12 protein-coding genes are annotated in these 13,771 nt (G+C 75.9%); 7 read left to right on the top strand and 5 right to left on the bottom strand.

Annotated elements, in window-relative coordinates; all coding sequences use genetic code 11:
* Positions 1-11: 11 nt before the first annotated feature.
* The 3 genes from ACWEVP_RS36025 to ACWEVP_RS36015 are packed head-to-tail and all read right to left on the bottom strand — an operon-like array spanning position 12 to position 2,811.
* Positions 12-932 carry an RDD family protein gene (locus ACWEVP_RS36025; protein ID WP_452067049.1) on the bottom strand — a complete coding sequence of 307 codons (921 nt, stop codon included), beginning with the start codon at positions 930-932 and terminating at the stop codon, positions 12-14.
* Positions 929-1,330, bottom strand: a complete 402-nt coding sequence (locus ACWEVP_RS36020) for a hypothetical protein (protein WP_452067048.1) — start codon at positions 1,328-1,330, stop codon at positions 929-931. The genes ACWEVP_RS36025 and ACWEVP_RS36020 overlap by 4 nt, the downstream gene beginning before the upstream one ends.
* Before the next feature lie 53 nt (positions 1,331-1,383).
* Entirely contained in the window at positions 1,384-2,811 is a 1,428-nt protein-coding gene (locus ACWEVP_RS36015) for a DUF2252 domain-containing protein (protein ID WP_452067047.1), read from the bottom strand.
* A 124-nt stretch (positions 2,812-2,935) separates the two neighbouring features.
* Here ACWEVP_RS36015 and ACWEVP_RS36010 point away from each other — a divergent pair, with 124 nt between their 5' ends.
* Positions 2,936-4,366: a diacylglycerol/lipid kinase family protein gene (locus ACWEVP_RS36010; RefSeq protein WP_452067046.1), complete on the top strand. Its 1,431-nt coding sequence runs from the start codon at positions 2,936-2,938 to the stop codon at positions 4,364-4,366.
* Here the strand turns inward: ACWEVP_RS36010 and ACWEVP_RS36005 are convergent.
* Positions 4,263-4,769 (bottom strand): DUF1269 domain-containing protein, encoded by a 507-nt coding sequence (locus ACWEVP_RS36005; RefSeq protein WP_452067045.1) that lies wholly within the window; start codon positions 4,767-4,769, stop codon positions 4,263-4,265. The two genes, ACWEVP_RS36010 and ACWEVP_RS36005, sit on opposite strands and share 104 nt — an antisense overlap.
* A 194-nt stretch (positions 4,770-4,963) precedes the next feature.
* On the opposite strand from ACWEVP_RS36005, the gene ACWEVP_RS36000 reads away from it, so the two are divergent.
* Positions 4,964-5,428 (top strand): DUF7144 family membrane protein, encoded by a 465-nt coding sequence (locus tag ACWEVP_RS36000; RefSeq protein WP_452067044.1) that lies wholly within the window; start codon positions 4,964-4,966, stop codon positions 5,426-5,428.
* A gap of 83 nt (positions 5,429-5,511) precedes the next feature.
* A complete protein-coding gene (locus ACWEVP_RS35995; protein WP_452067043.1) occupies positions 5,512-8,073 on the top strand; it encodes a LuxR C-terminal-related transcriptional regulator in 2,562 nt (853 codons plus the stop codon).
* On the opposite strand, the gene ACWEVP_RS35990 is transcribed toward ACWEVP_RS35995, so the two are convergent.
* A complete protein-coding gene (locus ACWEVP_RS35990) occupies positions 8,066-9,301 on the bottom strand; it encodes an AI-2E family transporter (protein ID WP_452067042.1) in 1,236 nt (411 codons plus the stop codon). The two genes, ACWEVP_RS35995 and ACWEVP_RS35990, sit on opposite strands and share 8 nt — an antisense overlap.
* A gap of 162 nt (positions 9,302-9,463) precedes the next feature.
* Between ACWEVP_RS35990 and ACWEVP_RS35985 the strand changes: the two genes are divergently transcribed.
* From ACWEVP_RS35985 to ACWEVP_RS35970, 4 genes are all read left to right on the top strand, one after another.
* Entirely contained in the window at positions 9,464-10,165 is a 702-nt protein-coding gene (locus tag ACWEVP_RS35985; protein ID WP_452067041.1) for a hypothetical protein, read from the top strand.
* A gap of 115 nt (positions 10,166-10,280) precedes the next feature.
* Positions 10,281-10,937, top strand: coding sequence for a DUF4255 domain-containing protein (locus ACWEVP_RS35980; protein ID WP_452067040.1), 657 nt, complete (start codon positions 10,281-10,283; stop codon positions 10,935-10,937).
* Entirely contained in the window at positions 10,934-12,910 is a 1,977-nt protein-coding gene (locus ACWEVP_RS35975; protein WP_452067039.1) for an ATP-binding protein, read from the top strand. The genes ACWEVP_RS35980 and ACWEVP_RS35975 overlap by 4 nt, the downstream gene beginning before the upstream one ends.
* Positions 12,911-13,013: 103 nt before the next feature.
* Complete coding sequence (locus ACWEVP_RS35970) at positions 13,014-13,754, top strand: eCIS core domain-containing protein (RefSeq protein WP_452067038.1); 741 nt, start codon at positions 13,014-13,016, stop codon at positions 13,752-13,754.
* The last annotated feature ends 17 nt before the right edge of the window (positions 13,755-13,771 follow it).

Here is a 13,771-nt window from a genome sequence, read left to right as displayed (position 1 = left end):
GAAACCCAGCCTCACCGGCAGGAGCGCATCGCGACGGCGAAGGCCGCCACGGTCGTCCCGGCCACGGCCCGCACGTCCGCGGCGGGAGCCGCCAGCCGGCGCAGCGATCCGGCGACCTCGGTGAGCCCGGCGGGCGGCCGCGGCGCGGCGAGCCGGCGCGAGACGACGGCATCCAGCGCGGCGGCCGCCGCGCGGACCCGATCCGGCCCGCCGGTGCCGCGGGCCGTGGTCTCCAGCGCGGCCGCCGCCGAGGCCAGCTCGTCGCAGCCGGGCACGGCCAGGGCCGCGGCCGGCGGCACCGGCACGGGGGAAGCCTGGCCCGCCGAGGTCTCCGGGCGGCCGGCGCACCCGGCGAGCAGCGCCGCGGTCAGCAGGGTGGCGGCGAGGACCGTGCGGCCGGCCGACGCACCGGAGCGAGGTCCGGCCGGGGTGTCCGGACGCCGGTTCGCGGACGGGTCCGGCGACCGCGGCGTCCAGTCGTAGACGACCGACGTCCGCAGGAGCACGTCCTGGACCGAGCGCCGCTCCCGGTCGGCGAGCACCCACAGCAGGCCCAGCGGGAACACCGCGCAGCAACCCGCCCGCACCACGGCCCGGCCGGCGCGCAACGGGCGCCCCCGGGCGTCGACCACGCGCAGCCCGAGCAGCTGACCGCCCGCCGTGCGGCCGGTGACCGTCCAGCAGAGCGCCAGGTAGCCCGTGGCGGACACCGCGGCGACCGCGCCGGCGACGGGCCGGGCCGGCACCGCGACCGCGAACGCCGCCGGGGTGGCGGCGAACCGCAGCGCCACCCACGCCGCGAAGGCCACGGCGAGGCCGAACACCACCACACCGGCGTCGACCACCGCCGCGAGGCCCCGGCTGACCAGGCCGGCCCGGCGCCCCTGGTAACGCCGGACCTCCGCGGGCAGCGCCGCCGACCAGGCCGTCATTTCCGCGGCCGGCGGCCGACGGCGTCGTCGGCCGCCATGATCCGCACCCGCGTCTCGCGCAGCACCTGCCCGGCCAGCGACCCGCTCGAGACACGGATGATCTCCGGCAGGTCGATCTCGTAGACGACGCCCCGGACGATCCCGGCCAGATCCAGCTCGTCGAGCACCACGCCCACGAGCGGCGGAGCGGACCGGCGGAAGGCCCCGCCCGCCGCGGCCACCACCCGGCGCCGGTAGCGGGCACCGGCCCTGGCGAGGTCCCGCACCGGGCGGGGCCACCGGCGCGGCGCCGCCGCGGCCGCGAGCCGGGCGAGCCGGAGCCCGCCGCACACGACCCCGGCGGCCAGCGCGATCACCGCGTCGACCGGAACCGGTACCCGGTCATCCGTCTTGGCCATGGGCAAGGATCGCCACGGCCGCGACCGGCCCGCGTCACCCGCGTGGGGTGATCTCACCGTTCCGGTGCCGCCGCGACGCGGCCGTCGCGGATCGCGTCGCGCAGGACGGCGTGGTCGCGCTCGTTCTGGTCGGCGCAGGCCACCGAGAACTCCCGCACGGCCTCGGCGAACCCCGAACCCGATCCGAGGTAGGCCGCGACGGCGAGCGGATCGCCGGTGCGGGCGTGCGCCCGGGCCAGCGTCCACCCGCACAGCCGGGCGTAGGCCCGCAGCACCGGCGGCGACATCGTGGTGATGCCGGGCGTGCTCTTGGCGTCCCGCAGCCGCCGGACGTAGAAGTCCCGGACGCGCCCGTCGACGCCGGTGGTGCGGACCCACCCGAGGAACGCGTCGCCGACGGCCTGCATCAGCCGCTGCCCGGTGACCACGCGCCGCCCGGCCGGCCCGCGCACCGCCGTGCCGGTGTAGCCCTGCAGCACCGACGGGCCGGCTTCCTTCAGTTGCAGGAACAACGGGTCCCCGGCGTCCTCGCCGACGAGCAGCACCAGCCAGCACCGCGTGCCCGCACTGCCGATCCCGACGACCTTGCGGGCGACGTCGGCCAGCCGGTAGCGGTCCAGCAGCGCGCGCCGCTCGGGGCTCAAGGTGCGCTTGTAGCGCGACAGCGTGTCGCCGAGGCGGTCCTCGAGCGTGGCGGGATCGCCGTCGCCGGCGAGCCTGCTGACCGGGACGACCAGCGGCGGACGCGCCGCCAGGCGCAGCTGCCCGTCACGGACCTCGGTGAACCGGCGCAGCGCGGAGGCGTCGTCGCGGCCGCGGGCCCGGGTGAGGCCGCGGTCCAGCCGGCGCCGCCCGGACGGCCCGAGGCGGTGGGCGGCCAGCGCGCGCAGGGTCTCGGCGTCGGTGCTGGACGCGAAGATCTCCAGTGACGACCGATCGGCGAAGTCGTGCGTCGCCTGCCGGTACGACTCGACCACCGCCAGGACCGCGCGACGGCGCTGGCCGGGCGGGTGCCCGTTCTCCCGCCCGGCGACCTCGACGCTCGCGGCCAGCCGCTTGACGTCCCACTCCCACGGCGCGGGCAGGGTTTCGTCGAAGTCGGCGAGGTCGAACACGAGCCGGCGTTCCGGGGAGGCGAACAGCCCGAAGTTGCCCAGGTGTGCGTCGCCGCAGGCCTGGACCGCGAACCCCGTGCGCGGGGTCGCGGCGAGGTCGGCGGCCGCCGGCAGCGCGGCCCCGCGGAAGTAGGCCAGCGGCGAGGCCGCCATCCGCCCGTACCGGATCGGGACCAGCTCCGGGACCCGGCGGGTGTCCTGCCGGGCCAGCAACGCCAGGGGATCGGCGCGGGTTCCCGGCGCCGGGAACGCGGCGTGGCTCGCCCGCGGCACGGCCGCGCGGGCGGCCCGGCCCCTGGCGATCCGGTCTTCGCGCGTCGCGATGTCCGGTCCGGTGGGTGGGGTGTCCATCTTGGTGTGCGGCATGGGCGGATCGTCGGCCGCCGGCGCGCCGGGGGCGTCGCCCGCCGGAGGTGAAGCCCGGGTCATCCGCCACGGGTGACGACCCGGGTCCGGCCGGACCGGGAAGGTCTGCGGCGGAGGTGCGGTGATGGCGGAAGAAGCGGACGGGCGGCCCTCGGTCACCCGGCGGTTGTGCGCGGGGATCTCCCTTTCGGCACTGGTCGCGGCGGTGGCCGTGGTGCTCGGCGCCGTCTTCCGCCATCCGGTCCAGCTGGTGGTCGCGGTGCTCCTGCTCGGGGGAGTGCTCGGCGCGGGCTGGGCGGCGCTGGTGCGCCGCGGCCTCGCGAGGGTGGCCGCGGCGGCGCTCGGGGGCGCCGCCGCGGTCCTGCTCGTGCTGCTGCCGGGCCCGCACCCCTACCTCCTGCTCGCGACGGCGGCCGGACTGGCCGCGGTGTCGCTCGCGACCGCTCGAGCCGCGCTCGGCCCGGACCTGCCCCGGCCGCCGCGGACGGTCCGCGCCGCCCCGGCCCGGTGCGGGGTGCTGCTGCTCAACCCGTTGTCCGGCAACGGCATCGCGACCGCGTCGCGGCTCGGCGAGCGCGCCAGGGCGCTGGGCGTCCGGCCGGTCGAAGCGGACCTCGGCACCGATCTGCGCGAACTGGCCGAACAGGCCGTGGCCGACGGTGCCGACGTCCTCGGCATGGCGGGTGGCGACGGCTCCCAGGCCGTCGTCGCCGACGTCGCCCGCCGCCACGGCCTGCCCTTCGTGTGCGTCCCGGCCGGCACGCGCAACCACTTCGCGCGCGACCTCGGGCTGGACCGGACCGACCCCGCCGCCGCGCTCGAGGCCTTCGGCGAGGCCGTCGAACGGCGCATCGACCTCGGAACCGTGGGCGACCGGGTATTCGTCAACAACGTGTCGCTCGGTGCGTACGCGACCGTCGTGCGCGCCCCCGGCTACCGCGAGGCGAAGATCGCCACGATCGCCCGGTGCCTGCCCGACCTCTTCGGACCCGGCGCCGGGCACCCGAGACTGCGCTTTCCCGGTCCGGACGGGCGTCCCGGCCCGGGCGTGGACGCCGTGCTCGTCTCCAACGGCCCGTACCGGCTCGAGCGGCTCAGCGGCTTCGGCCGCCGCGAACGCCTCGACCGCGGGCTGCTCGGCGTCGTCACGATCGCCGTCGAGCACGCGCGGGACGTACCGGAACTGGTCGCCGCCGAACTCACCGGCACGCTGACCCGCCTGCCCGGGTACCACGCCTGGACCGTGCCGTCGTTCGAAGTGGACTCCCCGGACGCGGCCGTGGACGTCGCCGTCGACGGCGAAGCGCTGCGGTGCGCGCCCCCGGTGCGGTTCGGGCTGCTTCCCGGCGCGCTGCGAGTGCGCCTGCCGCCGGGCACCCGGGGACCGGCACCGGCCTCGGGTGCCCGGCAACCGGTGGGCGCGCTCCTGCGGGTCCTCGTGGGGCGTCCGGTCACGGGTGGACCGGCTGCGGGGTCTCGCCGAAGGCCTCGCGCAGCCGCGCCTCCTCCTCGGCGGAGAGGTTGGTGGTCAGCAGGGAAGCGCCGGTCTCCTTGAACGGCTCGATCACCCGGTCGACGACGGTGTCCTCGGCCATCACGAACAACGCCGAAGTGCCGGGCCGGACCTGCGCCCGGACGGTGTCGATGAACTGCTCGTCGATACCGACGTGCGCCAGCGACCCGGTCAGCGCGCCGATCGCCGCGCCGACGGCCATGCCCAGCAGCGGCACCAGGAAGATCAGCCCGAACAGCAGTCCCCAGAACCCGCCGCCCAGCGCGCCGGCGCCGGTCAGGGAACCCAGTTCCTCGGTCTTCGGCTTCTTCCGGTTCTCCGGCCAGCTCACGCGGGCCGCGTCCTTGATCGAGATCAGCTGCTGCTTCTGCAGCTGCTGCAGCAACCCGAGCGCGTTGTCGGCGCCGTCGGTGGTGGGGAACGCCCACACGGTCAGCGAAGTCATGGTGCTGTCCTCCTCGGTCCGGGATCGGTGGTCCGAACCGAACTGTGCTCGCGGGGGCCGCCGCGGGGCATCGCCCACGCCGTGTGAGCCGCCCGCCGGGGCCCCTGATCTCACCTGGCGCGGGCGAGGCCGGGCACGTGGCGGACCCACCATGATCGCCCCGGTCCGCAGCCAGACCGACGGAGAGAGGGACCATGAGCGAACACACGCAGCACCGGGCCGGTGCGCCCGGAGCAGGCACACCGCCGTACCCGCCGGACCGGGCCGTCGCCCGGTCGCGGCGGGTCGGCTGGATCTGGTTCGCCGGAACGATCACGGTGCTGGCCGGCCTGTTCACCGCGGTGGAGGGCCTGGTCGCCCTGGTCGACCGGGACTACTACGTGCTCGGCCCGTCGGGCCTGCTCGTCTTCGACCTCGCCGGCTGGGGCTGGATCCACCTGATCGTCGGGAGCCTGGCGGTGCTGACCGGCATCGCGCTGTTCACCGGCGCGCAGTGGGCGCGCGTCGTCACCGTCGCCCTCGCCGGCTTCAACGCGCTGGCCCAGCTGGCCTTCCTGTCCGCCTACCCGGTCTGGGGCGTCGTCGTGATCGCCCTCGACGTCCTCGTGATCTGGGCGGTCATCGTCCACGGCGACGAGGCGACCTACGAAATCTGGTGACCGGCGCGGGGGGCGCGACGGTGATCAGTACAGTCGTGCCCCCCGCCCGGCCGATCTCCTCCGACAGCCCGAGAGGTTTGACTTTGCCTGCTCCAACGACGTCGCGGTCATGGCGGATCCCCGGCGCCAAGGTGGCGGTACCGCGGGTGCCGGGCATCTTCGTCCCCCGGCCCCGGCTCGGCGAACTGTTCGACCGGGCCACGACCCGGCCGGTCACCGTGGTCCGGGCCCCGGCCGGGTCCGGCAAGACCACCGCGCTGGCCGGCTGGGCCGTCGCCGGCCCGGCCGTGGCCTGGGTGTCGCTCGACCGCGACGACAACGACGAAAGCCGGCTCTGGGCGGCGGTCCTGCGCGCGCTGCGCGACTGTCCCGCGGTACCGCCGGACAGTCCACTGCACCGCCTCGCCCCGCCGCCGCCGGGGCAGCGCACCGAGTTCCTCGCCGACCTCGTCGAGGCGTTCGGCGCCCTGCGCGAACCCGTGCGCCTGGTGCTGGACGACTTCCAGGAACTCTCCCGCCCCGAGCCGCTCGACGGCCTCGCGGCGCTGGCCCGCCACCAGCCGCCCATGCTGCGCCTGGTGCTCGCGGGCCGGGTCGAGCCCCGGCTGCGGCTGGCCCGCCTGCACGTCGAAGGCAGGCTGTCGCGGGTGGGCGCGGCCGATCTCCGGTTCGGCGCCCGGGAAACGGCGGCCCTGCTGAAGGCCACCGGGGCCGTGGTGAGCGACGAACGCGTCCGGGAACTCACCGACCGCACGGCAGGCTGGGCCGCCGCGCTCGGCTGGGCCGCGGTGTCGGTCCGCGACGCCGAAGACGCCGAGGGGCTCGTCGCGTCCGTCGGCGGCGACGAACGGGCCGTGGCGCGGTTCTTCGCCGACGAAGTCCTTTCCCGGCTCCCGGAGACCACTTCGGACCTGCTGCTGTGCATCAGCGTCTGCGACGCGGTGAGCGCCACCCTCGCGACCCGGCTGTGCGGGCGCGCGGACGCCGGCGTGACGCTGGACGAGCTCGACCGCGCGACCGGCCTGGTGGTGCGCACACCCGCCGACACCTACCGCCTCCCGCCACTGCTGCGCGGGTTCCTGCGGGCCGAGCTGGCCCGGCGGTGCCCGGCGCGCGTCCGGCGCCTGCACGGCATCGCCGCGCGCTGGTACGCCGCCGAGGGCCGCTTCGGCGACGCGCTCTCCCACGCCGTCGCCGGCCACGACCGCCAGCGCGTCCTGTCGATGGCCCGCGACCACGCCGTCCGCCAGGCACTGGCCGGCGACGGCGATTCCGTCCGCGCCGCCCTCACCTACCTCGGCCCCGGCGACGTGGCCGCGAGCCCGCGGCTGCGGCTGGCTTCGGCGCTGGAGCACGTCCAGCGCGGCGAACTCGCCGCGGCCGCCGCCGATCTCGGCGACCCCCGCGGCGACGGGGACCTGCGGTCGCTGGCCGTGCGCCACCTCGCCGTCGTGAGCGGGCGGCGGCCACCCGGGCCCGCCCCGGCACCCGCGGCGCGCCCGCCCGAACTCGACGCGTGGGAAAAGCTCGACCTGGCCTGGCAAAGCCTGCACCGCGGCGCCCGGCGCCACACCGTGACCCGGGCCGCGGAAGCGCTTCGCCTGGCCCAAGGCGAGCACCTCGACCACCTCGTCCTGCACAGCAGGCTCGCCCTCGCCGTCGCGAACGCGGTGAACGGCGACCACGCCGCGATGCGGCGCGCCTGCACCGGAGCGCTCGCCGTCGCGCGCCGGCACGGCTGGCGCCGCTCGCCGGGCGTCGCCGAGTGCCACCTGATGCTGGCCTACGACGACCTCATGCGCGCCGAACCGGTGGCCGCCGCCCGCGAACTGGCCCAGGCCGCGCGGGCCGAAGCACCCGGGTCCGCGCCCGTGCTCGGGCCGCTGCGCTGTTTCCTCGAGGGCATGGTGCGCGTCGACCAGGGTGACGGGGTCGCGGGCTCGCAGGCGATGCGGGCGGCCCGGCACCGGCTCGCCGCGCTCGAGCTGCCCCCCGAAATCACCGGCGTGTGCGCGGTCGCCGAACACCACGCGGCCCTCGCCGCCGGTGAAGCGCTGCACGCGGCGGAAGTCCTGGCGTGGGCCCACGAACGGCTGCCCGGCACCGCCGAACTGGCGCTGCTGCAAGCCCGGGCCCTGCTCGCCGCCGGCGATCCGGAACCGGCCGAGGTCATCCTGCGTGACGCCGCGGCCGCGCCCGTGCTGCTGCCGGCCACGCCGGTCGACACCTGCCTGGCCGAGACGGCCGTCGCGCTGCGGTCGCTGCGGCGCACCAAAGCCCTGCACGCGTTGGACCGCGCGCTCACCCTCGCCCGGCCCAACGGCCTGGTGCGCCCGTTCGGCCAGGCCGAAGCGCGGGTCGGGCACCTGCTGATCGACCACTCGGGCGGCTTCGGGTCCCTCGACCGGTTCGCGCAGTCCGTCCGCGGCCGGCTCGTCCCGCACGCCCCGCCCAGCGAGCTGACCGACCGCGAGCAGGTGGTGCTGCGGCGGCTGCCGTCGCAGCGGTCGCTCGACGAGATCGCCTCGGACCTGACCGTCTCGGTCAACACGGTCAAGACCCACGTCCGCGCCATCTACGGCAAGCTCGGGGTGAACAACCGGCGCTCGGCCGTCGTGGTCGCCCGCCAGCACGGCCTCACGTGAGGGGCCCGTCCCGGCCGGGCGCCGACAGCAGCGCCTCGGCCCACCGCGCCCGCGGGTCGACGTCGACGAGCAGCGCCTTGGCCAGCAGCGTCGCCGGCACCGCCAGGACCGCGCCGAGCGGGCCCAGCAGCCAGGTCCAGAACACCAGCGCCAGCACGGTGACCACAGTGGACAGCCCGACCGAGCCCGCGACGAACCGGGGCTGGATGAGCGACTGCACGACGAAGTTCAGCACCGCGTAGACGGCCAGCACCACGAGCAGGGCACGCCAGCCGCCGTCCAGCAGCGCGATGAGCGCCGGCGGGGCCACCCCGATCACGAAGCCGACGTTGGGCACGTAGTTGGTGACGAACGCCAGCAGGCCCCACAGCACCGCACCCGGGATGCCGAGCACGGCGAGCGCGGCGGTGTCCAATGCGGCCACCAGCCCACCGAACACCGTCGTCACGAGCAGGTAGGTCCGCGTCCCGGCCGCGAACCGCCGCAGCGCGCCGCTGATCCACGGCCGGTCGTGGCCGATGCGGTTGAGCCGGTCGTCGGCCCACGCCGACTCGGTGCCGAGGAACAGCAGCAAGGCCAGCAGGAAGACCAGGTTCGTGACCAGGCCGCCGACGCCGGCCAGCAGCGAACCGGCCAGCCCCACCAGCTTCCCGGCGTCCACGGAGGACAGCATCTCCCGGATCTGCGGCGCCCCGACGCCGACGCGGCCGAGCAGCGCCATGCCGTCGCGCAGGAGGTCGTCCAGCCGGCCGGCGTAGCGGGGGAGCAGGGCCGACAGCTGCGCCAGGGACACGACCACCACCAGGAACAGCCCGAGCAGCGCGGTGTAGACGCAGACCACGAGCACGGTGACCGTCAGCCAGCGCGGGCATCCCTTGCGGCGCAACCAGCTCCGCACCGGGTCGAGGGTGATCACGATGACCAGGGCGAGGAACACCGGCCCGGCCAGCCAGGCGACGGCGCGCAGCCCGGCCAGCACGACCACCGCGGTCGCCGCGCCCAGCAGCACCACCAGCGCCCGCGGCAGCGGTTCGCCGAAGCCCCGCGCGTCCGGCGGGGGCCACGGGACCGGGGGCACGGTCCCGTGGCCGGCGAACCGCCCGGCGAGGCCGCGCAGAGAGTGCCGGGCGGTTTTGGTCTCCCGATCGGCGGGAGCCCGCCGGCGGCCGGACCGGCGGAGGGGGCGGAAGCGGTGCACCGGGAACTCGGTGAGCGAGACTCGCACCATGCGGCACCCTCCGGAGGCAGGCGGTCGGCCGTCCCACGGTGACAGTCCGCCGAGTTCCGGAGCTCACCCGTCACGGGCGAAAGCGAGTGCGGGACGTGACAGTTCCCGGTCAGTTCCCGGCCACCGGGTCCGGGCCGGGGAGATCACCTCGAAGATGGGCGCGTGGGGCGGTGGATCACCAAGGACGGCAAGAAGATCTACATCCGCGACAAGGGGACGGGTGTCGTGGTCGCGGCGGCGGTCGGGTTGACGATCGCCGCGGGCGGGGCCGGCGCGTTCGGCGGCGCGGCGGGCGGCAGCGGGGCGGCGGGGGAGGCGCTGGCCGGCAACACCGCCGGCGACGTCGTCGACGCGCTGCCGGGCCGCTTGATGAAGACCCGCCGTGCAGAAGCACGCGAGTCGGCCAAGCACGGCAGGGCGAGCGAAGCCTGGCGGCGCCTGAAGGTCAAGGAGCTCAAGCGCGCGGCCAAGCGGGAAGGCGACTGCGCCGCGGCCGCGACCGGGCGGGTGCGCGACTTCCTGCTCAGGACGCCGTGCACGTCGCTGGACCGGATGCTGCTGGCGGTCGGCGACGGGCACGGCAACGCCGCGGTGATCTCGGTCGTGCGGGTCGGCTTCCGGACCGCGAACCAGGCGACCGCGTTCGAGGAGGTCGAGGCGGTCCAGGGCAGCGGCGACGTGCGTCCCCTGGAGATCGCGGCCGTCCTCGGCCTCGCCGGGGTGCGGATGACCGGGCTGCACTACGAGCCGCGCCGCGACGGTACGGCCATGGTCGTCGCCGAGGCGGACACCGCGACCGGCCACGTCGACCGCGAGACGCTGGACGCCCTCGCCGACGTCGCCGCCTGGCTGCCGGTCGGCTGAGCCGGCTTGCCCATACGGGCAGCCCGGCGTACCCGAAGGTCTGCCGCTGCGCGGCTGTCCGGCCGGCCGCGCAGCGCTCATCGTGGGAGAACCGCCAGCCCGAGGAGGTCCGCCGGTGATCCACGAGGTCGACGAGGCGCTGCGGCGGCTGGTGAAGGACGAAGCGCTGCGCGGCAGCGAGGTCGACATCGCCTTCGAGGCGCCCACCAAGGACTGGGCGGCCCGGCGCAACGCCCCCACCGTCAACATCTACCTCTACGACGTGCGCGAGGACATGCGCCGACGCTCGCGCGGGCTGCTCAGCGAATACGACCAGCGCGGCCAGATCGCGGCGCGGCACCTGCCGCCCAAGCACGTCAAGCTGTCCTACCTGGTCACCGCGTGGACCCAGCGCCCGGAGGACGAGCACCGCGTGCTGTCGGACCTGCTGCTCGGCCTGCTGCGCCACGAAGCCGTGCCGGCCGAGGTGCTGTCGGGCTCGCTGGCCGAGATGGGGCTGCCGGTGCCGATGACCGTCGCGCTGCCGCCGCCGGAGGACCGCGCCTTCGCCGACGTCTGGACCGCCCTCGGCGGCGAACTCAAACCGTCGCTGGACGTCGTCGTGTCGGCGCCGATCCACAGTGGACGGGTCTATCCCGCCGGGCCGCCGGCGAAGGAAGGCCTCAAGCTCGACACCGGCGGCGACCGCGTCGGGCACCACGTGTCCGACGCCGGCGCGGTCGACGGGCAGCGCCGCGTCGCGATGGCGCGGGACCACCGGAAGTCCCGGTGAGCCAGGGGTACCTGTTCGAGCGGGTGGCCCGGCTCGAACAGCGCATCCGCGACGCGGTGGACAGCCGGCGCGCGGCCGACGCGAACCCCGACGACCCGTTCCGCGGCCTGTACCTCTCGCACGAGGCCATCGACGCGCTGCTGGAAAGCCACCGGGAACCGTTCACGCCGTTCGCCGATTCCGTGCCGGCCGGCAGGCTGCGCCCGCTCGCCGACCGCGCGGGCCTGACCGGCGTCGACGTCGAACTGCTGCTGGTCGCGCTGGCCCCCGATCTGGACAGCCGGTTCGAGCAGTTCTACGGCTACCTCAACGACGACGTCACCCGCCGTCGCGCGACCGCCGGCCTGGCGCTGCGCCTGTGCGGGATCCCCGAGGCCTCGGCAGCCGGCCGCGCCCGGCTCGACGCCGACTCCCCGCTGCTCACCTGCGGCCTGCTCACCGTGGGCGACGACGACCGGCCGTTCCTCTCGCGCACGTTGCGCGTCCCCGACCGCGTGGTGAACCACCTGCTCGGCGACGACCGGCTCGCGCCCGAGCTCGCCGGCTGCGCGCACCTGGGCACCGAGCTCGTCGAAGTGCCGGGCCGCGACCGGCTCGCCCGCGCGATCCGCGACCGGGTCGAGCTGGTCCACCTCAAGGAACACCCCGGTGGCGGCGCGGCAGAGCTCGGCGTCGGCGCGCTGGCCGCGGCCGGGTTCCCGGCGCTGGTGGTGGACGCGGCGCGCTGGCAGGCCGAGCCCGGGCTGACCGCGTCGCTGCGGCGGGAGGCGTTGCTGCGCGGCGCCGGGATCGTGCTCGGCCCGGTGGAGGACCCGCGGCTGGAAGACCTGGCCCACCCGTCGATCCCGCTCGTGGTGCACGGCACCGGCGCGTGGGACCCGCGGTGGAGCGCGACCGCGCCGTTGCAGCTCGACGCCGCGCCCCTGCCCGCCGCCCGGCGCGCGGAACTCTGGCGCAGCAGCCTCGAAGGCCGGCTCGCCCCCGACATCGACCCCGGTGAGGCGACCGCGCACTTCGTGCTGGGGCCGGGCCAGATCGCCCGCGCGGCGAAAGCCGCGTCGGTGACCGCGCTGGCCGACGGCGGGCTGGTGCGGACCGCGCACCTGCGCGCGGGCGCGCGCAGCCAGAACGCCGCCGGCCTGCAGCGGCTCGCGCGGCGGATCGAACCGGCGGTCGGCTGGTCCGACCTGGTGCTGCCGGCGGGTGTCCTGTCGCTGCTGGACGAGCTGGCCGCGCGGGCGCGCTACCGCGACCAGGTGCTCGACGAGTGGCGGATGCGGCCCGGCGGCGGGCGCGGCCGGGGCGTGACGGGGCTGTTCGCGGGCGACTCGGGGACCGGCAAGACGATGTCCGCGGAGGTCGTCGCCGCGTCGCTCGGCCTGGACCTCTACACGGTGAACCTGGCGACGGTGGTCGACAAGTACGTCGGGGAGACGGAGAAGAACCTGGAGCGGATCTTCACCGAGGCCTCCGGGGTCAACGCCGTGCTGCTGTTCGACGAGGCGGACGCGATCTTCGGCAAGCGGTCGGAGGTCCGCGACGCGCACGACCGGTACGCCAACATCGAAAGCGCCTACCTGCTGCAGCGGATGGAGACGTTCGACGGCATCGCGGTGCTGGCGACGAACCTGCGGGCCAACCTCGACGAGGCGTTCACCCGGCGGCTCGACGTGATCGTGGACTTCCCGCTGCCCGACGTCGAGCTGCGGCACCGGCTGTGGGACCGCTGCCTCGGCACCCGCCTGCCGCGCGACCCGGACCTGGACCTGGAGTTCCTGGCGGGGGCGTTCGAGCTGGCGGGCGGGCACATCCGTTCGGCGGCGGTGACGGGGGCGTACCTGGCGGCCGAGGCGGGCCGCCCGGTGGCGATGGGCGACCTGGTCGGCGCGGTGGCGCGGGAGTACCGCAAGCTGGGCCGGCTGTGCCTCGACCGGGAGTTCGGGCCGTACCTGGCACTGGTGACGGACGGCTGAACTGCCCGTTCGGGCAGCTTTCCCTGCCCGCGCGGCCGCGCACGCCAATCTGGTGCCGCGGTCGTCGCCACGGCAAGCTGAACGGGCGTCGGAGGGAGCGGACATGCGCGGGCACAGCCACGAGAACGACGTCGAACCGAGCCTGCGCCCGCGCGGCGACCGGGTCGAGCGCGACGACGGCGACGTACTGGGCCGCGCCGCGGCGGCCGGCCGCACCGACGTCCTCGGCCCGGCGGGCCTGCTGGGCCTGCAGCGCGCGGTGGGCAACGCGGGGACTGCCGCACTGGTGGAGGAAGAGCGGTCGCCGGTCCACGACGTCGTCTCCTCCGGCGGCGGCTCGGCGCTGGACGCCGCGACGCGCACGGACATGGAGTCCCGGTTCGGGCAGGACTTCTCCGACGTCCGGGTGCACACCGACGGCGCGGCACACGAGTCGGCGAAGTCGGTCAACGCCCAGGCCTACACGGTGGGGTCGAACATCGTGTTCCAGCGCGACAAGTACGACCCGTCTTCGGCGGGCGGCCGGCACATGCTGGCGCACGAGCTGACGCATGTCGTGCAGCAGCGCAGCGGCCCGGTGGACGGGACCGACGCCGGCGGCGGGGTGAAGGTGTCGGATCCTTCGGACCGGTTCGAGCGCGAGGCGGTGGCCAACGCGGACCGGCTGATGGCGGCGCCTGCGCCCGCCCCCGCGGTGCAGCGCTGCGAGGACGGCGGCCACTCACCGGACGACTCGGCGGCTGTGCAGCGCGAGGAAGCTCCTGAGGCCGAAGAAGGCGCCGAAGAGAAGATGGCGCAGACCTACGTGCAGCGCGAAGAAGATACCGAAGAAGAGGTTTCGTAGCGCCGCCGCGGCTTAGC

This window comes from Amycolatopsis sp. NPDC003865 (assembly GCF_053605345.1).
This window is presented reverse-complemented; position numbering and strand designations above follow the sequence as displayed.

Bases quoted from the DNA above. Each gene is read 5' to 3' on its own strand.
- ACWEVP_RS36025 (WP_452067049.1), bottom strand. From the start codon at position 932: ATGACGGCCTGGTCGGCGGCGCTGCCCGCGGAGGTCCGGCGTTACCAG.
- ACWEVP_RS36010 (WP_452067046.1), top strand. From the start codon at position 2,936: ATGGCGGAAGAAGCGGACGGGCGGCCCTCGGTCACCCGGCGGTTGTGC.
- ACWEVP_RS36015 (WP_452067047.1), bottom strand. From the start codon at position 2,811: ATGCCGCACACCAAGATGGACACCCCACCCACCGGACCGGACATCGCG.
- ACWEVP_RS36005 (WP_452067045.1), bottom strand. From the start codon at position 4,769: ATGACTTCGCTGACCGTGTGGGCGTTCCCCACCACCGACGGCGCCGAC.
- ACWEVP_RS36000 (WP_452067044.1), top strand. From the start codon at position 4,964: ATGAGCGAACACACGCAGCACCGGGCCGGTGCGCCCGGAGCAGGCACA.
- ACWEVP_RS35970 (WP_452067038.1), top strand. From the start codon at position 13,014: ATGCGCGGGCACAGCCACGAGAACGACGTCGAACCGAGCCTGCGCCCG.
- ACWEVP_RS35990 (WP_452067042.1), bottom strand. From the start codon at position 9,301: ATGGTGCGAGTCTCGCTCACCGAGTTCCCGGTGCACCGCTTCCGCCCC.
- ACWEVP_RS36020 (WP_452067048.1), bottom strand. From the start codon at position 1,330: ATGGCCAAGACGGATGACCGGGTACCGGTTCCGGTCGACGCGGTGATC.